Source organism: Cohnella hongkongensis, from assembly GCF_042654645.1.
GTDB classification, from domain to species: Bacteria; Bacillota; Bacilli; order Paenibacillales; family Paenibacillaceae; genus Cohnella; species Cohnella hongkongensis.
The window spans coordinates 41,880-64,623 of the sequence record NZ_JBHSEP010000016.1 but is presented as its reverse complement, the minus strand read 5'-3'; the positions used below and the strand labels follow the sequence as shown (position 1 = coordinate 64,623).

At 60.5% G+C, this 22,744-nt stretch carries 20 protein-coding genes; 19 read left to right on the top strand and 1 reads right to left on the bottom strand.

The window, feature by feature from the left end; translation table 11 throughout:
• Positions 1-9: 9 nt before the first annotated feature.
• From yihA to hemB, 9 genes are all read left to right on the top strand, one after another.
• Positions 10-654 carry a ribosome biogenesis GTP-binding protein YihA/YsxC gene (yihA, locus tag ACFO3S_RS19430; protein ID WP_378099494.1) on the top strand — a complete coding sequence of 215 codons (645 nt, stop codon included), beginning with the start codon at positions 10-12 and terminating at the stop codon, positions 652-654.
• A gap of 153 nt (positions 655-807) precedes the next feature.
• On the top strand, positions 808-1,398 hold the full coding sequence (locus ACFO3S_RS19425) for a non-ribosomal peptide synthetase module (RefSeq protein WP_378099492.1): 591 nt from the start codon (positions 808-810) through the stop codon (positions 1,396-1,398).
• A gap of 405 nt (positions 1,399-1,803) precedes the next feature.
• Positions 1,804-2,205 (top strand): adenosylmethionine decarboxylase, encoded by a 402-nt coding sequence (speD, locus tag ACFO3S_RS19420; protein ID WP_378099490.1) that lies wholly within the window; start codon positions 1,804-1,806, stop codon positions 2,203-2,205.
• A 312-nt stretch (positions 2,206-2,517) separates the two neighbouring features.
• Positions 2,518-3,897 (top strand): glutamyl-tRNA reductase, encoded by a 1,380-nt coding sequence (hemA, locus tag ACFO3S_RS19415; protein ID WP_378099622.1) that lies wholly within the window; start codon positions 2,518-2,520, stop codon positions 3,895-3,897.
• A 30-nt stretch (positions 3,898-3,927) separates the two neighbouring features.
• On the top strand, positions 3,928-4,749 hold the full coding sequence (gene ccsA, locus ACFO3S_RS19410; protein WP_378099488.1) for a cytochrome c biogenesis protein CcsA: 822 nt from the start codon (positions 3,928-3,930) through the stop codon (positions 4,747-4,749).
• A 38-nt stretch (positions 4,750-4,787) separates the two neighbouring features.
• The gene (locus ACFO3S_RS19405) at positions 4,788-5,450 is read left to right on the top strand and encodes a precorrin-2 dehydrogenase/sirohydrochlorin ferrochelatase family protein (RefSeq protein ID WP_378099486.1); all 663 of its coding nucleotides are present in this window, start codon (positions 4,788-4,790) and stop codon (positions 5,448-5,450) included.
• On the top strand, positions 5,450-6,388 hold the full coding sequence (hemC, locus tag ACFO3S_RS19400; protein ID WP_378099484.1) for a hydroxymethylbilane synthase: 939 nt from the start codon (positions 5,450-5,452) through the stop codon (positions 6,386-6,388). The genes ACFO3S_RS19405 and hemC overlap by 1 nt, the downstream gene beginning before the upstream one ends.
• Positions 6,389-6,394: 6 nt before the next feature.
• Entirely contained in the window at positions 6,395-7,945 is a 1,551-nt protein-coding gene (gene cobA / locus ACFO3S_RS19395; RefSeq protein WP_378099482.1) for a uroporphyrinogen-III C-methyltransferase, read from the top strand.
• Positions 7,946-8,938, top strand: a complete 993-nt coding sequence (gene hemB / locus ACFO3S_RS19390) for a porphobilinogen synthase (RefSeq protein WP_378099480.1) — start codon at positions 7,946-7,948, stop codon at positions 8,936-8,938. It begins immediately after the preceding gene.
• A 4-nt stretch (positions 8,939-8,942) separates the two neighbouring features.
• Here the strand turns inward: hemB and ACFO3S_RS19385 are convergent, their stop codons facing one another.
• Entirely contained in the window at positions 8,943-9,605 is a 663-nt protein-coding gene (locus ACFO3S_RS19385) for a Crp/Fnr family transcriptional regulator (protein WP_378099478.1), read from the bottom strand.
• A 103-nt stretch (positions 9,606-9,708) separates the two neighbouring features.
• On the opposite strand from ACFO3S_RS19385, the gene hemL reads away from it, so the two are divergent.
• The 10 genes from hemL to ACFO3S_RS19335 all read left to right on the top strand — a co-directional run bounded on the left by hemL (position 9,709) and on the right by ACFO3S_RS19335 (position 22,729).
• Positions 9,709-11,010 carry a glutamate-1-semialdehyde 2,1-aminomutase gene (hemL, locus tag ACFO3S_RS19380; RefSeq protein WP_378099476.1) on the top strand — a complete coding sequence of 434 codons (1,302 nt, stop codon included), beginning with the start codon at positions 9,709-9,711 and terminating at the stop codon, positions 11,008-11,010.
• A gap of 155 nt (positions 11,011-11,165) precedes the next feature.
• Positions 11,166-12,446, top strand: a complete 1,281-nt coding sequence (locus tag ACFO3S_RS19375; RefSeq protein ID WP_378099474.1) for a LysM peptidoglycan-binding domain-containing protein — start codon at positions 11,166-11,168, stop codon at positions 12,444-12,446.
• A 463-nt stretch (positions 12,447-12,909) separates the two neighbouring features.
• The gene (locus ACFO3S_RS19370) at positions 12,910-15,576 is read left to right on the top strand and encodes a valine--tRNA ligase (RefSeq protein ID WP_378099472.1); all 2,667 of its coding nucleotides are present in this window, start codon (positions 12,910-12,912) and stop codon (positions 15,574-15,576) included.
• A gap of 18 nt (positions 15,577-15,594) precedes the next feature.
• Positions 15,595-16,980, top strand: a complete 1,386-nt coding sequence (locus ACFO3S_RS19365) for a bifunctional folylpolyglutamate synthase/dihydrofolate synthase (RefSeq protein ID WP_378099470.1) — start codon at positions 15,595-15,597, stop codon at positions 16,978-16,980.
• Between the two features lie 7 nt (positions 16,981-16,987).
• Positions 16,988-18,376, top strand: coding sequence for a UDP-N-acetylmuramate--L-alanine ligase (murC, locus tag ACFO3S_RS19360; RefSeq protein ID WP_378099468.1), 1,389 nt, complete (start codon positions 16,988-16,990; stop codon positions 18,374-18,376).
• 153 nt (positions 18,377-18,529) lie between these two features.
• Complete coding sequence (locus tag ACFO3S_RS19355; RefSeq protein ID WP_378099466.1) at positions 18,530-19,801, top strand: SPOR domain-containing protein; 1,272 nt, start codon at positions 18,530-18,532, stop codon at positions 19,799-19,801.
• Positions 19,802-19,996: 195 nt separating this feature from the next.
• Positions 19,997-20,239: a DUF4321 domain-containing protein gene (locus ACFO3S_RS19350; protein ID WP_378099464.1), complete on the top strand. Its 243-nt coding sequence runs from the start codon at positions 19,997-19,999 to the stop codon at positions 20,237-20,239.
• A 21-nt stretch (positions 20,240-20,260) separates the two neighbouring features.
• The gene (locus ACFO3S_RS19345) at positions 20,261-20,872 is read left to right on the top strand and encodes a Maf family protein (protein WP_378099462.1); all 612 of its coding nucleotides are present in this window, start codon (positions 20,261-20,263) and stop codon (positions 20,870-20,872) included.
• A 51-nt stretch (positions 20,873-20,923) separates the two neighbouring features.
• A complete protein-coding gene (radC, locus tag ACFO3S_RS19340; protein WP_378099460.1) occupies positions 20,924-21,613 on the top strand; it encodes a RadC family protein in 690 nt (229 codons plus the stop codon).
• A gap of 84 nt (positions 21,614-21,697) precedes the next feature.
• The gene (locus tag ACFO3S_RS19335) at positions 21,698-22,729 is read left to right on the top strand and encodes a rod shape-determining protein (RefSeq protein ID WP_378099458.1); all 1,032 of its coding nucleotides are present in this window, start codon (positions 21,698-21,700) and stop codon (positions 22,727-22,729) included.
• Positions 22,730-22,744 lie beyond the last annotated feature (15 nt).

Below are 22,744 nucleotides of genomic sequence, written 5' to 3'. Positions count from 1 at the left end.
AGGACTTCGATGAAAATCAAGACGACCGAATTTATGATCAGCGCCGTCGGCCCGAGCCAATATCCGGAGGAAGGACTCCCGGAGGTGGCTCTGGCCGGCCGCTCCAACGTGGGCAAATCCTCGCTGATCAACAAAATGCTGCTGCGGCGCAATCTCGCGCGCACGAGCCAGCAGCCGGGGAAAACGCAAACCTTGAATTATTACCGGATCAACGGAGAGCTGATCTTCGTTGATTTTCCCGGTTACGGGTACGCCCGCGTGTCCAAGACGGAGCGCGAAGCCTGGGGCCGAATGATCGAGCGCTACTTGCGGGAGCGCGAGCCTCTGAAGCTCGTGCTTCAGCTCGTGGACGTGCGGCATCCCCCGTCCGCGGACGACGTGCGCATGTACGAGTGGCTATCCCATTACAGCCTCCCGATGATCGTGGTGGCGACCAAGGCGGACAAAATCTCGCGGTCGCAATGGCCGAAGCATATGAAAACGATCCGGCACAACCTGGGCATGCCCGGGCATGTGCCGCTCGTTCTTTTCTCGTCGGTGACGGGACAGGGAAGGGACGAATTATGGAGCTTAATCGCGCATGCGGCAGGAATACCGTTAGAATCCCCCTCTGAACCCCCTAAACACGCACAGGAAACCGAGGATAACGGGTAAAAGATCGTCAGGATCGCGTGAGGAATCGATTTTTAACCGTTTTTTCCGTAAATATCGCTTTCGGCAGGGAGGAAACGGCTTGCGATTTCGCGTATAATAAACGATAGAAAGCGCGTAACACAATCGCAAGACAATGGGAATTGAGGAGATTTTATGGCTCAACGCGTAGCCACGGAGTATGTCAATGCCAACCTGCAGTTGACGGAAGCCGAGATGTCGGAACTCATCTCGATTTGCGAGCTTCAACAGCTTCATCTTCAAGTGTTTGTATTGGAGAACGGCAATCAGGAAGTCGTGCTGGAGGACGAAAGCGGCGGAGAGTCGATTCGGCTTAACTTCGAACGCGTGAACGGACAGTTCCGCTGCGCGTTGACTTGCCGGGTCGTTCATCCGAAGCTGACTAACGCGCTGCGCAAGCTTGTCGCGACCTTCCACGGGGATGCGGTCGTGAATCGGATTTATGAAGGTTTTACGATGATTTACCACTATATTCAAGGCAAAGTCGCCCGGATCGTAGAGTGCAAGGGAACTGTCCTGCGCACGGTTTTCGAACATCGGGACACGGTCGGCCGGTTGGAGTCGCTGTTTCATCTGCTGTCCGTCGAAGAGGAGATCGCCCGTCTGCGTCATTCGGTCAACGACCTTCTGGATCTGCGCAACCAGACCGAGGATTCCGAATTGATCGGCGAGATCGATCGCAGCCTGAAGTACCATAGCCGCTTGCTGTTTGCGCTCGAAGCCTGACCGGCTTCGCGCCGCACGGCATCCCGAAGAGAGCCGAGACGCTCTCTTTTTTTCTTTCCGGCGGGGCAAGGGGGATGCACGTTAACCGCAGCCGCGCATAGACTGTGTTGCAGCCTGCCTCGGGCCGCGGGAGGAGCGTCCTGGCGAGCCGTTCGCGGCCGCCGGGCGCGCGTTTAAAATTCCTTGACGGGTCGCGGAAAACGGCGATTTTCCCCCCTTCAAAAAAAACTATTGCATTTACCCAAGATAGATGTTATTTTTAGATTCGTTGACAACACAATACATTAGGAACCAGGATTCACTCAAGGAATGCGGTGAGAGCAAATTCCCTCCAAGTGAATGACGTAGGTCCTAGCGGATGAAATCAGTTTTACAATTTTATTCCTAGGAAGGGGGAACCGAAAGGTGGAATACTCTACTTTCGGACGGCACGTTGCGGTTGACACATGGGGAGGAAACATTGATTTACTGAACAGTGCGGAACTTCTCCAATCGCACATGGTGGAAGCAGCGGAAGCATGCGGCGCGACCGTACTCTCGGTTCAAGCAAAGCAATTCGAGCCTCAAGGCGCAACCGTATTGGTGATGCTCTCGGAGAGCCACATCTCCATCCACACGTATCCTGAGAGAGGCTTTGCCGCGATCGATTGTTATACGTGCGGCGAAACCGTGGATCCGCAGCTTGCAATCGACTATCTCGTCAACGTATTGAAACCGGAGAAAACGTACGCGAAAAAGCTGATCCGGGGCATTGGCGAACTGCAAGTCGAGGAACCGGTAATCAAGCAGATCGAGCTCGTCAAATAAGCACGCAATGAAGCCGTGAGCAGCCCGCTCGTGGCTTTTTCTTTTTCGTGATTCAGCAAGGATAAAATACGCGATCCTGATCGGAATCCCCTCCGACATCTACGTGATCCCGCCGATCCTAAAGACGGGAAAGTCGTTTATGCTTGTTCGCATACGATTCGGGCGTTTCGACGACAATAGGAAAATAAGCGTCGCCTTGGGTTTCATAAAGTTTTCATATTTGGCGGGGAAGTGCCCGTTTAACTGTGCTATAATAGTCGTTGATATACAGGCCAGTCCTTACTCCAGTCAGAAGAAAGCCGGGTGATTGCCATGCATCTGATCGTCGTCGGATTGAATTATCGTACCGCTCCAGTGGAAATTCGCGAGAGGTTCGCGCTGTCCGAACGGGAGATGCCGCTTGCTCTGCAGGCGCTCCGGCAAACGACCAGCATTCTCGAAGGGGTTATCGTGGCAACCTGCAACCGGACGGAAATCTATGCGGTCGTGGATCGCCTGCAGCTGTGCGGACATTACATTCGCTCGTTCATGGAGCAATGGTTCGGCATTCCGCGCCAGCAATTCAACAGCCATCTCTACATGTACGAGGACGACCGCGCGGTGGAGCATCTGTTCCGCGTCGCCAGCGGTCTCGATTCGATGATTATCGGGGAAACGCAAATTTTGGGCCAGGTCCGCGACGCGTTTCTGCTCGCCCAGGAGCATCAAGTGACCGGAACGCTGTTTAACCGTCTGTTCAAGCAGGCGATCACGCTCGCCAAGCGCGCGCATTCCAGCACGTCGATCGGCGAAAGCGCGGTATCGGTCAGCTACGCGGCCGTAGAGCTGGGCAAGCGGATATTCGGACGCTTCGACGACAAGAGGGTTATGATCGTCGGCGCGGGCAAGATGAGCGAATTGACGGCGCAGCATCTGCACGCGAACGGGGCGAAGGAAGTGTTCGTCGTTAACCGCACCTTGGAGAAGGCGCATGAGCTGGCCGGCAAGTTCCAGGGAACGGCTCTGGCATTGAACGAGGCGATCGCTCGTCTGGCCGAGATGGACATCGTCATTAGCAGCACCGGCGCCGATCAGTTCGTCCTCTCCCGCAAGCAGGTGCAAGCGGCGATGGCCGCCCGCAAGAAAAAGCCGCTTTTCCTGATCGACATCGCGGTGCCGCGGGATATCGAACCGTCTTGCGGGGATTTGCCGAACGTCTTCCTGTACGATATCGACGATCTGGAAGGAATCGTGGAGACGAATCTTGCGAAGAGGCGCCAGGAGGCGGCCCTGATCGAGGAGATGATCTCGCTGGAGCGGGAGGCGTACCAGCAGTGGTACGCGACGCTGGGGGTCAGTCCGCTCATCCGTGCGCTGCAGGAGAAAGCCGCCTCGATCCACGACAGCACGCTGGACAGTCTGATGCGCAAGCTGCCGGAGCTTGACGAACGGCAGCTGAAGGTGATCCGCAAGCTTACCAAAAGCATCGTCAATCAAGTGATTCACGATCCGATCTTGCGGATTAAGGAGCTGGCTGCGGAGAAGCGCAGCGAGGAAGCGATGAAGCTGTTCGTGCAGCTGTTCGCGCTTGAAGAGGAAGTGGCCCGGCTTAAGGCGGAAGAGAAAGCCGGGGAGAAATCCCGTAAAGCAAGCTCCGCGCCCGTCCTGGAAGTCGACAAGCTGCTGACGCAGCTGGCGGGAGCGCTGCAATAAACGCAAGCGGAGGCTGGAGGCGCTGCCCTCATGATTACGCAGGATTGGTTAACCGATGCCGTTCTTTATATTTACGCCCTGAGTCTGTTGTTTTTCGTCTCCGATGCCGCGTCCGGCAACCGGAAAGCGAAAAAGGCGGGAACAGGGCTGCTTGTTTTTGTATGGATCCTTCAGGGCGCTTTTTTGCTTTCCTTCCTGATTGAGAGATTTTCCGTTCCCCAGCTCACGACGAAGGATTATCTGTTTTTCGTCTCCTGGATGCTCGTGTCGGTATCCTTCCTTATTAACCGCCTGATTCGCGCGGAGCTTCTCGTGCTGCTCGTGAACGTCGCCGGCTTCTCGGTGCTGGCGCTGAACCTGATTCAGCGACCGCAGCACACCGCCGCGCTCGAGCCGTGGGAGGTGGCCAGAAGGCTGTTGATCATGCATGTCAGCCTGATCACGCTTTCCTTCGCGCTGCTTACGATCGCCGCGCTGCTCGGGGCGATGTACTTATTCCTCCACCGCAGGCTGAAGACGAAGAAATGGACGCACGTCATCCGCAATATGCCGAGTCTGGAATGGATCGACCGTTGCGCGTTCCGGCTGGGGGCGATCGGCGTTCCGCTGCTTCTGCTGTCCCTCTCGACGGGAACGGCGGCGCTCATCCTGGACCACAATCCGGAGAAGCTGTTGGACGGGAGGGTCGTTCTGTCGTTTATGGCCGGCCTCGCCTATATTGTGTATCTATTGCGCAAAATCGGTTCCAAGGACGACGGAATCAAGCTGGCGATCTGGAATCTGCTCGGCTACGCTTTGCTGGTCGTCGGGTTTTTCGCCGGTTCGATGACTTCCTTTCACCGGGTCGTATAGGTTCGAGCCGGACTATGCTCAGATGAGGGGGAACGCAGATGCCGGGATGGTATCCGCTGCTGCTTAGGCTTGATGGGCGCAAATGCGTCGTCTTCGGAGGAGGAGCCGTCGCTCAGCGCAAGACGGGCGGACTGCTGGAGGCGAATGCGGACGTCCATGTCGTCAGCCCGCAGATAACCCCGGCGCTGCTCGAGTGGTCGCGGCTCGGCCGGCTGCGCTGGTCGGAGCGGGAAGCGGAAGAGAAGGATATGGAGGGGGCGACCCTCGTGTTCGCCGCCACGGATCGCCCCGAGGTGAACGCGCGCCTGGCCGAGGCGGCAGCCGAGAGAGGCATTCCGGCAAATGTGGCCGACGACGGCGAGAACGGGGATTTCATCGTGCCGGCGGTGCTGCGCCGGGGCGGTCTCGTTCTGACGGCGAGCGCCTCGGGAGCCGGTCCGGCGCTGCCTGTCCGCATTGTCGGGGAACTTGCCGAAAGGTACGGGCCGATCTACAATGAGAACGTCGAGGTTCTCAGAACGATTCGCCGCATCGTCAAGGCCGAGGTCGAAGATCCGGCCGAACGCCGGGCTCTGCTCGCCGCGGCCGTCACGGACGAGGCGCTTGCCGAGTGGCGGGCGGCCTCCTGGCTGCACGATGCGGACAAACTCGTCGCAGCATTGCGGCAACTCGCGAAACGATCGGAAAGGAAAGATGCTTAATGCGCAACATCATTGTCGGATCCAGGCAGAGCGCGCTCGCGCTGACGCAGACGAATCAAACGATACAATCATTGAAGGAGCTGTGCGAGAGGGACGGCCTGCCGTATACGTTCGAAGTAAAACCGATCGTCACGAGAGGCGACCGAATTCTGGACGTCACCTTGTCGAAGGTGGGGGGCAAAGGTCTGTTCGTCAAAGAAATCGAGGAAGCGATGCTGGGCGGAGAGATCGATATGGCGATTCACAGCATGAAGGATATGCCGTTCGAGCTGCCGGAAGGACTGGTCATCGGGGCGGTTCCGCGGCGCGAAGATCCGCGGGACTGCATCGTAACGAGGAGCGGCAAGCCGCTGAAGGAGCTCCCGCACAACGCGAAGATCGGTACGAGCAGCCTGCGCCGCTCTGCGCAGCTGCAAGCGTACCGGCCGGACTTCCGCATCGAGTCGATCCGGGGCAATATCGATACGAGACTCCGGAAGCTGGACGAGGAAGGCTTCGACGCTATTCTGCTGGCGGCGGCCGGCCTGCACCGGATGGGCTGGAAGGACCGGATTACGGAGTACTTGCCGCCGGACGTCTGCCTGCCTGCGGTCGGCCAAGGGGCGTTGGCCATCGAGTGCCGAAGCGGCGACGAGGAGCTGCTGCTCCTGCTGGACCGTCTGAACGATACGGCCACCGCACGAACCGTGAAGGCCGAGCGGCGGCTGCTCGGGCTGCTTAACGGAGGCTGCCAGGTGCCGATCGGCGCTTATGCCCGACTGGAGTCGGAAGATCCGGAGGGCGGGATGGTGCTGGAAGGGCTTGTCGCTTCGGCGGACGGAAGCCGGCTGCTCCGGGAATCGGCGTCGGGCCGCGAGCCGCTTGAAGTCGGCTCGGCGGCGGCGGAGGCTTTGCTTCGCCGCGGTGCCGATCGTCTGCTGGCGGAAGCGAGGGAATAGACCGCGATGGATAAAGGGAAGGTATACTTGGTCGGAGCGGGTCCGGGCGATCCGAAGCTGATCACGATCCGGGGACTCGAAGCGCTGAAGCGCTCCGACGTCGTCGTGTTCGACCGTCTGGCGGGTCCGCACCTGCTGCAATATGCGAGACCGGATGCGGAGCGAGTCTATGTAGGCAAGCTGCCCGATCGCCACACGATGAAGCAGGAGGAAATCAACCGTCTGCTGGTCGACTTGGCGCTGCAGGGAAAAACGGTCGCCCGTCTGAAGGGCGGGGACCCGACAGTGTTCGGCCGCGTAGGAGAAGAAGCGGAACTGCTCAGACGAAACGGCATCCTATACGAGATCATTCCGGGCATTACGTCGGCGATCGCGGTTCCGGCGTATGCGGGCATTCCCGTAACCCACCGCGATTTCGCTTCCTCCTTTTCCGTCATAACCGGGCATGAAAGCCCGGACAAGCTGGATCATTCGATCTACTGGGATAAGGTGACGAATGCGACGGGGACGCTCGTTTTTCTGATGGGCGTCGCCAAAATCGGGTATATCAGCGCACAGCTGATCAAGCATGGCAGAGCGCCGGAGACGCCCGTCGCGCTCGTGCAGTGGGGAACGAGGGCCGAGCAGCGCACCGTAGTCGGAACGCTCGGCGATATCGAGGCGAAGGTGAAGGCGGCCAATCTGCAGCCGCCCGCCGTTATCGTCGTCGGCGAGGTCGTCCGGCAGCGCGAGGCGTTGGCTTGGGTTGAGAGCAAGCCGTTGTTCGGCCGGCGCGTCCTCGTCACCCGCGCGCGAGCGCAAGCGAGCGAACTGGCCGCGAAGATCGACGAGCTGGGCGGGGAGCCTTACGAGTTTCCCGTCATCGAGACGAGGCTTCCTTCCGGGAAGGAAGCCGAGGATGCGATTGCGAGCGCGTTGGCCCGGGCGGAGGAATACGATTGGGTGATGCTGACCAGCGTCAACGGCGTCGATTATTTCTTTTATTGGCTGGATCGCTTCGGCATCGACATTCGCCGGTTTCATCGGGCGAAATTCGCCGCCGTCGGCCCGAAGACGGCAGAGGCGCTGGCGCAGCGGGGCGTTCGGGCGGACCTGCTGCCGGAGAGCTTTCGAGCCGAGGGCTTGCTCGATAGTCTGGCGGATCAAGTTTCCGAGCAGCAGACGGCGCTGCTGCCGCGAGGCGATCTGGCGCGGAAGCATCTGCCGAAGGAATTGGCGGCGAAGGGCGTTCGTACGGTCGAAATCGACGTCTACGAGACGGCTCTGTCTGTTCCTTCCGACATCTGGCTGCCCGAAATGCTGAACAACGGCGAGATTCACACCGTGACGTTCACCAGTTCCTCGACGGTCGTCAATCTGCTGGAGGCGCTTCGCCGGCTGGGCGTCGCCGATCCGGGGAAGGCGCTGGAGCGCTGCCAGATCGCCTGCATAGGGCCGGTTACGGCCAGGACGGCGGAGGAGCACGGTCTGCGCGTATCGATCGTGCCGGACCGCTATACGATTGACGGCTTGGTTCAAGCTTTAATAGACGCGACAGGAAGGGAGATTGAACGGTAAATGGCCCATTATCCGACGGTTCGCAACCGCAGATTGAGAAATTCGCCCGGCCTGCGAAGTCTCGTTAGAGAGACGAGCCTGGAGGCGAACGATTTTATGATGCCGATCTTCGTCACGGAGGGCGAAGGCGTGCAGGAGGAGATCTCTTCGATGCCCGGCGTCTTTCACTGGTCGTTGGACAGGGTGGAAAAGGAGCTGGCGGACATCGCGAATGCCGGGGTTCGATCGGTGATGGTGTTCGGCGTCCCCGATCACAAGGATGCGCTCGGCACGTCCGCCTACGACGAGGACGGCATTACGCAGAGAGCGATTCGCAAAATGAAGAGCCTCTACCCCGAACTGATCGTTGCCGCGGACACCTGCCTGTGCCAGTATACCGACCACGGGCATTGCGGGGTCGTCCATACGACCGAATGCGGCGCGCAGATCGACAACGACGAGTCGCTGAGGCTGCTGGCGCGCACGGCGGTATCCCAGGCGCGAGCGGGAGCCGACATTATCGCCCCTTCCAACATGATGGACGGCTTCGTCTCGGCGATACGGCAGGCGTTGGACGAAGCCGGATACGAGAACGTTCCGATTATGTCGTATTCGGTGAAGTATTCGTCCGCCTTCTACGGGCCGTTCCGCGAAGCCGCCCATTCCTCCCCGCAATTCGGGGACCGCAAGACATATCAGATGGATCCGGCGAACTCCCGCGAGGCGCTGCGCGAAGCGCAGAGCGACGTGGAGGAGGGGGCGGACTTCCTGATGGTCAAGCCTGCGCTGGCTTATCTGGACATCATTCGGCTGCTGAGAGACCGATTTTCCCTCCCGATCGTCGCTTACAACGTGAGCGCCGAATACTCGATGGTCAAGGCTGCTGCGCAGCAGGGATGGATCGACGAGAAGGCGATCGTGCTGGAGACGTTAACCGGCATGAAGCGCGCAGGAGCGGATCTGATCATCACTTATCACGCCAAGGATGCCGCTCGCTGGTTGAGGGAAGGCTGAGGCTTTAGCCGCGGAGCTTGTCGAGGTTGAGCATGTATTCGCCCATGCCGAAGCGAAGGACGCCCCGCGTCTCCAGCTCTCGGATGACATCGGTCAACACGGTCTTGGTGACGCCGGCCATCTGGGCAAGCTCGTCGAAATTAAGCGTCATCGAGATGGAGATGATGTTGCCTTCGCGCTTGCCGTTGCGGTTGGCCATCGTGATCAGGTTTTTCAGCACTCTCGTCCGGCCGTCCAGGAACGTCAGGTCGTTGACATGCTCGTTCGTCGCCCGCAATCGGCGGCAGAGCTCGGCCAGTATTCCCCGGGTAATATCGAAGTGGTCTTGCAGCAAGCTCATGAATTGCTCGGAGGCCAGCTCCAGCACCGTCGTCTTCTCGAGCGTCCGGGCCGAAGCGGAGCGAGGTCTGCCGTCGAGCAGGGACAGCTCTCCGAAGCTTTCGCCGCTGCTGACCAGCGACAATATTTTCTCCTCGCCGTTCCCGCCTCTCGTGAACAGCTTGATCGAGCCGCTGAGCACGACATAGAAGGCGAGGCCCAGCTCCTTCTCCTGGAACAGCAAAGTTCCGGCGGGGAACGTCTTTCTCTGGGAGATGCGGAGCACGTGCTCCAGCTGCTCGTCGTTCAGATTATCGAACAGCGACACCTTTTTCAGCCATTCAATCATGGAATCGTCACTCCTGCTCTATGTAGGGTTGGTTGGACGGTTTAATGGCGCGTATCCAGTTTAACACAGCCTTTTCCAATTCTGATAGTAGGATGTGACGAAAATGAGCGAAAATCAGCGAATTCGCGTCGACTCCCGTTCCAAGGCGGAGTTCGAGCGCGCCAAGAGCGTCATTCCGGGAGGCGTGAACAGTCCGGTGCGGGCGTTCAAGTCGGTGGGCCTGACCCCGCTTGTCGTCGATCGGGGCGAAGGAAGCCGGATTACGGACATCGACGGCCAGACTTACATCGACTACGTGCTGTCTTGGGGGCCGCTGATCGCGGGCCACGCCCATCCAGAAGTCGTCGAAGCGATCAAGCGCACGGCGGAGAAAGGAACGAGCTTCGGGGCGCCGACCGAGCTGGAGACGCGAATGGCCGAGCTTGTGTGCGAACGGGTGCCCTCCGTGGAGGTCGTGCGCATGGTCAATTCCGGCACGGAAGCGACGATGAGCGCTCTGCGGCTGGCGCGCGGGTATACGAATAGAAGCAAAATTTTGAAGTTCGAGGGCTCTTATCACGGTCATGCGGACAGCCTGCTGATCAAGGCGGGCTCCGGCGTCGCCACGCTGGGGCTGCCGGACAGTCCGGGCGTGCCGGAGAGCGTGGCTTCCCATACGCTGACCGTTCCCTATAACGATCTCGATTCGACGAAGCTGGCCTTCGAGCGGTACGGCGAAGATATCGCAGCGGTGATCGTCGAGCCGGTCGCGGGCAACATGGGCGTCGTACCGCCGCTGCCGGGCTTCCTGGCCGGACTTCGGGAGCTGACCTCGCAATACGGCAGCCTGCTGATTTTCGACGAAGTGATGACGGGCTTCCGGGTGCATCTTCACTGCGCGCAGGGCTTGTACGGCATTACGCCGGATTTGACCTGTCTCGGCAAGGTGATCGGCGGAGGCCTCCCAGTCGGCGCATACGGCGGCAAGCGGGAGATTATGGAGCATATGGCTCCGGTCGGTCCGATCTATCAGGCCGGAACGCTGTCGGGCAATCCGCTGGCGATGGCTGCAGGCTACACGACGCTCAAGCTGATGACGGAGGAAGCTTACCAGCTTCTGGAGCGGCTGTCCGGCCGGCTGGAAGCCGGTCTGCTGCGCAATGCCGAAGCCTGCGGCGTCCCGATGACGATCAACCGCGTCGGCTCCATGGTGTGTCCGTTCTTCACGGATCAGGCAGTCATCAATTACGACGTCGCCCGGACATCGGATACGGAGCGGTTCCGCAGCGTGTTCCGGCGGCTGCTGGACAACGGCGTCAACATCGCTCCTTCACCTTTCGAGGGCTGGTTCGTGTCCATCGCCCACACCGAGCGCGATATCGATCTGACGATCGAGGCGCACCGGACGGCGCTGGCCGCGCTTTAACGGAGCCTTTCGTCGCGACCCCTGCCTTAAAAAAAGGCCAGGGGTTGTTTGCATTTTCAAGGCATGCCCGCCCATCCCCGGCATATAGATAATTAGTGAATTTGCATAGGTGCCGGCCGCGGCCGGACGCTAATTGCCGAAAGGAGGACTTCGTCGTGACGGATCAGTTAAACGGGCTGCGATTCGACATTTACGAGCGCGTGCACCTGCCTGACGATGTGGCCGCAATAGAAGAGCTGGAAGAAATCGAATTGGTGCCTCATATGCAAGCCTTGCCCCAGGACGACCAGGTGCTGTTGAGAGGGCATCTGCTCCTGTCGGGAGTGTACCGGTCGCAGGCGAATGCGGGCCTGTCCCAGCTCGAGCACTGGATTCCGGTCGAGATTGCGCTTCCCCATAACCGGATTCAAAGCGTAGAGGAGCTTGCGGTCGAGATCGATAACTTCGACGTGGATCTGCTGACGACCCGCTCTCTTAACGTAACCGGTGTGCTTGCGCTGCGCGGACTGCAAGTGCAGGCCGCCCAGAGCCCGGTATGGCGCGACGACAGCTTTACGGTCGTCCACCAGGCTCCGGCGGAGGCGGACCAAGAACTCGACGCTTCGGCGTTCCGGGCGGCGGAATCGCAAGCCGTGCCGGAGGAGACGAGCGGGAAAGAGGCCGGGGAGCCGACCGGCGAGGAGCCTTCGCTGCTGCCGGCCCGAGAGCTGGCCGAACCGGAGCGGGTTGACGAGTGGGGCTTGCAGGAGGAGACGGACGCGACGCTGGCTCATGACGCTTCGAAGGAAGCCAAGGAGAGCAGCTGGCTGTCGATGTTCCAGAACCTGGAGGAGTCCAGGGGGGAGCCGGCGGAGGCCGTTCAAGCTCAGGAGACTAAGGAGGCTCAATCGCCCGCCTCCGGCGAGGGCGTTCCGTGGGGGGACTTGTCGGAGGAGCGGCCGGCCGTTTCGGAGCAGCCGGCGGAGGCAGACCCGGAGCAGGAGGTCGAGCCGGCGCTGCAGGCCGAGCCTGAGCCGCCGGCGATCGAAGAGAAGCCGGATTTGCGAGTCGCCTTGGGAGGCAAGCCGCTCGACGCGGCTGCGCCGTCTCAGCCTTCGGGAGTCGGTCTGCTTTCGCAGCTCGGAGAAAAAGGCGCCAGGCGCGAAGCCCAACTGCGCATTCAGGAGGCGGAAGCGCAAGCGGAGCAGCAGGCGCAGCAGGCCCAGGCTTCCGCGCAGAGCGCGCTCTCCGGCGACGAGATCGAATGGACGCGGCTATTCCTCGGCAGCGGCTCGGAGGCGCAGTCCTTCCGCACGGTCAAGATGTGCATCGTCCAGAAGGAAGAGACGCTCGAAGCGATCGCCAGCCGCTACAACCTTCAATCGCGTGAGCTTCAACTGTACAATCGACTGCAGGAGCCTTATTTGTCCGAGGGCCAGGTGCTCTATATTCCGTAATTCGCCATCTCATCCGACCGGCGTTCGATTCTATCGAGCGCCGGTCTTTTTTCGCTGCGCCTCCATATTGACTCTCATAGAGGGGAAAGGTAAAATAAGTTACAATAACGAGGATAGGGAAGAGCAGTCAGAACATCCGTCAGAGAGCGGGACCGCTGTCATGCAGCGCTGAGAGGTTCCGCAGGCATTGCGCTGTCTGCGAGTCGCCCTGGAGTTTCCCGGGTTCGAAATCCGCCGCTTCGTCGGCCAAGTAGAACGGGACGGTCGCAACCGTTACTTTGCGTCGAGTGCCGTTACGGTCCGCAAGCCGGCCGGACGGAACGAAGGTGGTACCACGGAAGTTGACCTTTCGTCCTTTGCGACGGGAGGTTTTTGTATTTTTTGGCGGTTCGTGAAGGCGCCGAAGCCGATCCGAGCCGCAAGCCAACAGCGAATCGATGTCTCTATGGAGGTAGTGCCACACATGTCCGAATCCACGAAAAGCCCGAACGTCGAAATGCCGACGACCTACGACCCGACAAGCGCCGAGCGCAAATGGTACGACCATTGGCTGAAGAGCGGGTATTTTCAAGCCGGACGTCGCCCCGACGCTCCCAAATACACGATTGTCATCCCCCCGCCCAACGTCACCGGCATGCTGCATATCGGGCATGCGCTCGATTTTACGCTTCAGGATATTCTGATCCGCTTCAAGCGGATGCAGGGCTTTGACGCCCTGTGGCTGCCGGGGACCGACCACGCCGGCATCGCGACCCAGACCAAGGTGGAGCAGAAGCTCCGCGAAGAGGGCAAGAGCCGCTACGATCTGGGCCGCGAAGCGTTCCTAGAGAAGGTGTGGGAATGGAAGGAGCTCTATGCCGGAACGATCCGCGACCAATGGTCGAAAATGGGTCTGAGCCTCGACTATTCGCGCGAGCGGTTTACGCTGGACGAAGGGCTGTCGAAAGCCGTTCGCGAAGTGTTCGTTCGTCTGTACGAAAAAGGGCTGATCTATCGCGGCAAGCGGATTATCAACTGGGATCCGGCGGCGCGAACCGCGCTGTCGGACATCGAGGTCGAATATAAGGAAGTGAACGGGCATCTGTACCATCTCCGCTATCCGCTCTCCGACGGAAGCGGATCGATTACGGTCGCTACAACGCGTCCGGAGACGATGCTCGGAGACACCGCGGTCGCCGTTCATCCGGAAGACGAGCGTTACAAGCATCTGATCGGCCGAACGATTGTGCTGCCGATCGTAAACCGCGAAATTCCGATTATCGGCGACGAGTACGTCGACAAGGAATTTGGCAGCGGCGCGGTCAAGATTACGCCGGCGCACGACCCGAACGACTTCGAGGTCGGCGCCAGACACGCCCTGCCGCAAATTACGGTCATGGACGAAGGCGGCCGCATGAACGAATTCGCCGGTCCGTACGAAGGCATGGACCGGGCGGAGTGCCGCAAGGCGCTCGTTAAGGATTTGCAGGAGCAAGGCGTCTGCGTTCTGATCGAGGACCATGTGCACCAGGTCGGGCACAGCGAGCGTTCGGGCGCCGTCGTCGAGCCGTATTTGTCCACGCAATGGTTCGTCAGCATGAAGCCGCTGTCCGAGCAGGCGATCGCCTCGCAGAAATCCGGAGCAGGCGTCCGCTTCGTGCCGGAGCGGTTCGAGAAAATTTATCTCCACTGGATCGAGAACGTGCGCGACTGGTGCATCTCCCGACAACTCTGGTGGGGCCACCGGATTCCGGCCTGGTACCACGAGACGACCGGAGAGATTCACGTCGGCATGGAGGCGCCCGCAGGCGCGGAGGAGCCCGGCTCCCCGTGGAAGCAGGACAACGACGTGCTCGACACGTGGTTCAGCTCCGCCCTCTGGCCGTTCTCCACGCTGGGCTGGCCGGAGGAGAGCGACGATTTCAAGCGCTACTACCCGACGGACGTGCTCGTTACCGGCTACGACATCATCTACTTCTGGGTCGCCCGGATGATTTTCACCGCGCTGGAATTTACGGACCGCATTCCGTTCAAGGACGTGCTCATTCACGGCCTCGTCCGCGACGCGGAAGGCCGCAAAATGTCCAAATCGCTCGGCAACGGCGTCGATCCGCTGGAGGTCATCGAGAAGTACGGCGCGGATGCGATGCGGTACATGATCTCGACCGGCAGCACGCCGGGACAGGATTTGCGCTTCCGCTTCGAGAAGGTCGAGCAGGCGCGCAACTTTGCGAACAAAATCTGGAACGCCTCCCGGTTCGCGCTGATGAATCTGGAAGGCTTCGGCTACGAGCGGATCGACCTGCGCGGCGAGCTGTCGACGGCCGACCGCTGGGTTCTGCACCGTTTTAACGAGACCGCCCGCGACGTGACCCGCCTGATGGAAAGCTACGAGTTCGGGGAGACGGGCCGCCTGCTGTACAACTTCATCTGGGACGATCTTTGCGACTGGTATATCGAGTTTGCCAAGCTGACGCTCTACGGGGAGAACGAGGAGGCCAAGCGCAGCACCCAATCGGTGCTGGCCTACGTGCTCGACCGGACGCTGCGGCTGCTGCATCCTTTTATGCCTTTCTTGTCCGAGGAAATCTGGCAGCATCTGCCTCACGAGCCGGGCGATACGATTATGCTGGCCGCTTGGCCGGAGTACCGCGCGGAATTCGAGGCGCCGGGCTCGGTCAAGGAGATGGAGCTGCTGATGGAGGCGATTCGCGCCGTGCGCAACATTCGCGCGGAAGTGAACGTCTCCCCGGGCAAGAAGGTCGAGCTGCTGCTGAAGCCGACGGGAGAGGCGGAGGAAGCGATATTCTCGCGGAACGAGATCTATATTCAGCGGTTCTGCAACACGTCCGCGTATACGCTGGATCGCGCGCTGACGCCGCCGGACAAAGCGATGACGGCGATCGTCACCGGCGCAGAGCTGTATTTGCCGCTGGCCGGTCTGATCGATATCGCGCAGGAGATTGCCCGGCTGAACAAGGAACTGGAGCATCTGAACGCGGAGGTTCAGCGGGTCGAGAAAAAGCTGGCCAACGAAGGCTATCTCGCCAAAGCGCCGGCTCACGTCGTCGAGCAGGAACGGGCCAAGGGCGAGGATTACCGCGACAAAAGGGACAAGGTATTGGCAAGAATTGCGGAGCTGCAAGGATGACGGGAGGCGCAAGGCAACATGACGAATGACAAACCGACGGAAGAGGCGGCCTTTCGCACGGCGGAGGAGGCGATGGCGTGGATTACCGGATTGACCGCTTTCGGCATCCGTCCCGGCCTGGATCGAATCCGCTCGCTGATGGAGCGGTTCAACCATCCCGAGCGCAGACTTAAATTTATTCACGTGGCGGGGACGAACGGGAAGGGCTCGGTATGCGCGTTTTTGACGAGCGTTCTGCTGAAGAGCGGCTACGATGTGGGGACGTTCACGTCTCCGTACCTCACTTCCTATTCCAACCGTCTGCAATATAACGGGCAGGACATCCCGGACGAGCATCTGGTCCGGCTGGCGAACCGGCTGAAGCCGGCGGCGGACGAGCTTGCCGCAAGCGAGCTCGGCCCGCTCACGATGTTCGAGGTGACGACCGCGCTGGCGATTCTTTACTACGGCACCGTTGCCTTTCCCGACTACGTCGTCTGGGAAACCGGTTTGGGAGGGCGATTGGACGTCACGAACGTCGTCGTTCCGGTCATTAGCGTCGTGACGAACGTCGGCCACGACCATATGGACGTTCTCGGTCCGACGCTCGCCGATATCGCCCGCGAGAAAGCGGGCATCATCAAGTCGGGCGTTCCGGTCGTCTCGGCGGTCGCCCAGCCGGAAGCGGTGCAGGTCGTCGAAGAGACGGCCCGTTCGCGTCAGGCGACATTATACCGGGCGGGGGAGCAGTTCTTCTTCGAAGCGCTGTCCGTCGCCGAGGACGAGCAGCGTTTCTCCTTCCGCAGTCCGTTCCGCGAGATTCCATCGCTGACAATCCGGCTGAACGGCGAGCATCAGGTCGCGAATGCGGCGACGGCCGTCATGACGCTCGAGGTGCTGCGGCAGTACTATGCCCTCATCGTCGACGACGAGCAGCTGGAAGCCGGGCTGCGGGAGACGGTATGGCCCGGACGTCTGGAGATGGTGTCGAATGACCCGCGCATTCTGCTCGACGGCGCGCACAACCCGGAAGGGATGGAGGCGCTGAGCCGGGCTCTGCGGGACGTCTATGCGTACGACCGGTTAAATGCGATGATCGCGATGATGCCGAATAAGAATCATGAACATTCATTACGGCATATACTACCATTGGTGGATACGCTTGTGATCACGGAACCCGATTTTCATAAAAAAATGAACGCCGCCGAGCTTGCGTCCGTGGCGAAGCGGGTCGGCGACGAGCTGGGACGCTCTCCCGCCATCGTCGTCGAGCCGGATTGGCGGCGCGCGTTGGAATTGCTGCTGGGAGCTTCATCGTCTGCCGGGAACGGGAGTGCGCTGAACGTGATTACCGGTACGCTGTACCTGATCGCGGACGTCCGTTCATGGCTGCTCCAAGGAACGAAATCTGAAAAAGGCTGGTGAAGCGTTGTTGCGAACTGCAGAGCATGTGCATTTTATCGGCATCGGAGGCTACGGCATGAGCGCCATCGCCCGCGTCATGCTGGAGATGGGCTACCGGGTGTCGGGCTCCGACGTGGCGAGCCAGGAACTGACCGACAAGCTGGCCGCCAAAGGGGCTCAAATCTATATCGGCCACGAGCCGGAGAACGTCCGGGGAGCCGATCTCGTCGTCTATTCGACGGCGTTGTCCAAGGATAACGTCGAGCGCCAGCAGGCGGAGCAGCTTAATATTCCCGTACTGCACCGGGCCCAGATGCTGGCCCGTCTTCTTAATGCCCGCATGGGAATTGCGGTTGCGGGCGCCCACGGCAAAACGACCACCTCGTCGATGATCGCTCTCGTCATGGAAAATTGCGGACTCGATCCGACATACATTATCGGCGGAGAGATTGTGAACGTCGGCACGAACGCGAAGGCGGGCAAGGGCCGGTTCGTCGTGGCGGAAGCGGACGAGAGCGACGGCTCGTTCCTGCAGTACGAGTCGGCGATCGGCGTCGTTACGAACGTCGAGGCCGATCACCTGGAAAATTACGACGGCGACTTCAATAAGCTGAAGGCCGCCTACGTCTCGTTCCTGCGCAACATCAAGCCGGGCGGCTGCGCCGTCGTCTGCGCGGACGACGAGAACGTTCGGGAGCTGCTGCCGCAGGTAAAAGACAGACGTGTCGTTTCATACGGCATGGAGTCGGAGGATGCGGAGTACAGGGCGACCGACGTCGAGCTGGGGGACCGCTGCGTTTCGTTCACGGTGAGCCGCCGCGATCGGGTGCTCGGCCGGGTGGATCTGTCCGTTCCCGGACGCCATAACGTATACAACGCTTTGGCTACCGTTATCGTATGCTTGGAGGCGGGCGCGCCGTTCGGGGCGATCGCGGAAGCGATCAAGGAGTTCCGCGGAGCCAAGCGCCGGTTTCAAGTGCTTGGAGAAGTGAAGGACATGCTGGTCATCGACGACTATGCCCATCATCCGACGGAGATTCAGGCGACGATTCAAGCCGCGAAAGCGACCGGCAAGCGCATTATCGCCGTATTTCAGCCGCAGCGGTACACGAGGACGTATTTCCTGCTCGATGCGTTCAGCCGGGCGTTCGCCGATGCGGACGAAGTGTTCATTACCGACATCTACTCTCCGGCGGGCGAGCAGAGAATAGAAGGCGTCAGCTCTCGCAAGCTTGTGGAGCTCATAGCGGAGAACAGCAATCCCAACGTGTCGTACGTTCCGACGAAGGAAGAGGTGCGCGACATTCTGGCCGAGCGGGCCGCTCCCGGAGATCTCGTGCTGACGATGGGAGCTGGAGATATCTGGAAAACGTCCGTCGAGCTGTCCCGTCTGCTTAAGGAGCGCGAAGCCGAATAACATGAACCGCCCTGCGGCCTGAACTGCCCCGATGGTCGAATACGGTCTCCCGACGGAGATTCGTTCAACCGAGCGGGGCGGTTTTTTGTTCATATTTGTCTCTCTTCTCTCATATCCTAATTTCATAGATTATAGGACAAGGAGAGACTTCGCATGCGATCCAATGCCAGAATGACCATTCGCTTCGAACCCCCGGTCAAGCCGAAGACGAAGCCGATCGAACTGCCTGCCCCCGGCAAAGCCGACCCGATAGAAATCACGCCGGAGACCCGCGTGGAGCCCTCCCCGGCGTCGGCGAAATTCGAAGCCTGGAACAGTCCGTTTCAAGACGACATTCACGCGCTGGAGGAAATAATCCGGAAGTCCGACGGCTCCGGCCCGCTTCTGTCCGAGACCGCCTTTTCCTCCCGCCCTAAGCCCGGTCAAAGTGGCGTTCAGGACGTCTCCGTGCTGGAATGGATGGAGGACAAGCTCGGCGAGGCTCCGGACGGGACGGCCGAAGGGAATCGGTTCGGAGCGAACAACGGGTGGTACGATTCGATCGCGACGACGGAGATCGTGCGCGAGCGGGGGCCGTCATGGGGCCGAGTCGTTCTGTCCGTGGCCGGCGCTATCGCGACGGGCGTGCTGTTCGGCTACATGGTGCTCGGCCTGTTTACGGGCGAGCCGCTGTTTCCGGGAACGGCGAGTTCGGAAGCGACGGGGCTCCCGGCGCAGCCGAGCGGACCGTCCGCCGCAACCGAGACGGCGGGCGCGTCCGAGAGATCCGTTCCGGCTAGCGGAGAAGCCGCCGTCCCCGCGCTCGGCGAAGTGGCGCCGGAACGCTACTTTATGCTGCAATACGGCGTCTTCCAGAGCGCGGAGAGCATGGAGGCGGCCGCCAAGCAGTTGAAGGACAAGGGCTACTCGTGGGGAACGGAAGAGAACGACGGATATCGGGTTTACGCCGCGGCGACGCTGACGAAGGAGGAGGCCGAGCTGCTGGCCGCGCAGATGTCCGGCATGGATATCTACATCAAGCCGCTCGAAAGTTCGGCGCTTCGGGTCGGCGCAGGCGAGCTGACGGCGGAAGACGCCGAATATTTCGACGCTTCCTCGGCGATGATCCGAGAGCTTGTCCGCGTGTCGGGGACGGGGCTGCAGGAGCGGCAGCCGGCCGCGCTCAGCGACAAAAGGCTGGCGGAATGGCAGGCGGCGAAGCTGCGATGGCGGACCGCATCCGCGCGCGAAGGGGGATGGGGAGGCCAGGCGGCGGACGAAGCGGCGCGGATCGCGCAGGCGCTCTCGGCGGGAGAGGCGGCGATGGACGAATACGTCAAGGAGCCTTCCCGGAAGCAGCTGTGGAATATGCAGACGTCGGCGATGAACGCGCTGCTCGCGGAGCGCCGTCTTCGGGAAGCGCTCCGGCCAGGCGTTCAAAGCTAATGGCCGGGCCTGGTCGGGGAGGCGCGGAGCGTCCCGGTTTGGGACCCCTCTCCGGGCTGCGAACGCGGTATCGGGACTTTAGGACGGGACAGCCTGCATCGCTCAGGCTGTCTTTCGTTTTACACGTTGTGCGACTTGTCCGAGGGACGTATAATGAAAGGACGGGTGTCAAAAAATGGTGGGAGACGGGGAAAAATGAAGAAAAACGGATGGATTCTGCTGTTGTTTCTTTTTCTCGGGCTGCTCGCCGGCGCTCTGCTCGCCAATTGGCTGCAGGAGGTTCCGGGCCTTTCTTTTCTGACCCGTTCCCTGGAGGTCAGCTGGTCGCCGGCCGCCGATCTGTCCGTGGTCAAGTACAGCCTGAATCTCGAAGTTCGCCTCAGTCTGCTCAGCGTGATTGGCGCTGCCGCCGCGATCTGGCTGTACCGCAAAATGTAATTCGAAAGGAAGAAAAAAAGCATGCCGTCCGTGAAGCAAGCCGCAGCCGTTCTCGTGCTGGCCTCCTCTTCGCCGAGAAGGCAGGAATTGATCTCCTTGCTCGGCCTGCCCGTGCGGATTATCCCCAGCGGAGCCGACGAGAGGACGCCGGAGGAATGGTCTCCGCGCGAGATCGTCGAGGAATTGAGCCGGCGCAAGGCGCAGGCGGTCAGGCAGAAGCTAACCGAACAGCCGGATGAATCGTCTATTATCGTGGGAAGCGACACGATTGTCGTGTTGAACGGCCAGATCATGGGAAAGCCTAGAGACGAGCAGGAGGCCAGGGGCATGCTTCGGCAGCTTGCCGGCCGCGTTCACGAGGTCTATACCGGAGTGTCCTGCATCCGATCGTCCGACGGCAGGACGGCCACCTCCCATCGGGTGACGAAAGTTCGGATGAGGGCTCTGACGGAGGAGCAGATCGCCCGCTACGTCGCGACGGGGGAACCGATGGACAAAGCCGGAGCTTACGGCATACAGGAACTCGGGTCCGTGCTCGTCGAATCGATCGAAGGCGATTACTTCAACGTCGTCGGATTGCCCGTCTCTCTTCTGGCGGTGCTGCTGGAGCAGTTCGAGCTTGCGATTCCTTGAAAGACGAAGCCAATTCCGCGGCCGACGCGGTCATGAAAGCAGGTTGTTTCATTGGAGCAAAGATCGCTTCGATTGAGGGAGCTGCCTTCCGGGGAGCGCCCGAGAGAACGCATGCAGCAGCACGGCGCCCAGGCGCTTAGCCACGCCGAGCTGCTGGCCATTCTGCTGCGCACCGGCACTTCGAACGAGTCCGCCGTGCATCTGGCCCAGCGCATTCTGAACGAGTGCCGCGGGCTGAGAGGGCTGGCGGAGAGCGGCTGGGAGGATCTGATCCACATTCGCGGGATCGGTCCCGCCAAGGCGCTTCAGCTTCAAGCCTCCATCGAGCTCGGGAGAAGAATCGCCCGCTCCAGGCTGCCGGAGACGGTCAAGATCACTTGCCCCCAGGACGCCGCCGATCTTCTCATGGAGGAGATGAGGCACTACCGGGAGGAGCATTTCGTATGCCTGTTCCTCAATACCAAAAACCAGGTCATCGGCCGTCAGACGCTGTCCATTGGCAGCCTGAACGCCTCCATCGTTCATCCGAGAGAAGTGTTTAAGGCCGCCATCAGGCGCAGCAGCGCATCGATCCTCTGCGCCCACAATCACCCCAGCGGCGATCCGACGCCGAGCGCGGAGGACCTTCAAATCACGAGGCGTCTGAGAGAGAGCGGAGAGCTTCTCGGCATCGAGCTTCTCGATCATCTGGTAATCGGTGACAGCCGCTTTATTAGTTTGAAGGAGATGGGCTGCTTATAATATAATAAATAAGATTGTCCCGACGACTGACACGCAGCCTGAGCGTCAACCCTAGCAGTCGCGGTCATAGCAGGAGGTAGCAGAATGGTTGGAGGATTCACGCGGGATCTGGGCATCGATCTCGGAACCGCTAATACGCTGGTGTACATGAAGGGCAAAGGAATCGTCGTCAGAGAGCCGTCCGTGGTTGCTCTGCGTACCGATACAAAGAAAATTGAAGCCGTAGGCTCCGATGCGAAAAAGATGATCGGCCGTACGCCGGGGAATATCGTGGCCATCCGTCCGATGAAGGACGGGGTGATCGCGGATTTCGAGACGACGGCGACGATGATCAAGTATTTCATCCGCAAGGCGCAGAAGCCGCGGGCGATGTTCCCGCGCCACCCGAACGTGATGGTGTGCGTGCCGTCCGGCATTACCGCCGTCGAGAAGCGCGCGGTGGAGGACGCGACCAAGCAAGCCGGAGCGAGGGAGGCTTACATTATCGAGGAGCCTTTCGCCGCGGCGATCGGCGCGGACCTGCCGGTATGGGAGCCGACCGGAAGCATGGTCGTCGACATCGGCGGAGGCACGACGGAAGTGGCCGTTATCTCCCTCGGAGGCATCGTCACGAGCAAGTCGATCCGCATCGCCGGAGACGAGATGGACGATGCGGTCATCGCTTATATTAAGCGGCTGTACAATCTGATGATCGGCGAGAGGACGTCCGAGCAGCTTAAGATGGAGATCGGCTCCGCCCTGCCTCTGGACAAGGTCGAATCGATCGAGATTCGCGGCCGCGATCTCGTGACGGGGCTGCCGAAGACGTTGGCGATTACGTCGGACGAGATTACGGAAGCGTTGTCCGATACGGTCAATTCGATTATCGAGGCGGTTAAGGCGACGCTGGAGAAGTGTCCTCCGGAGCTGTCCGCCGACATTATGGATCGCGGCATCGTATTGACAGGCGGCGGAGCGCTGCTTCGCAATTTGGACAAGATGCTCGCCCGGGAGACGGGAATGCCCGTGCTCGTCGCGGAGCATCCGCTCGACTGCGTGGCGATCGGCACCGGCCGCGCGCTGGAGAACATCCATCTGTTCAAGTCCAAGGGCGGAGCATCCCGATCCAGCCGATAAATTTACAGGACGGGA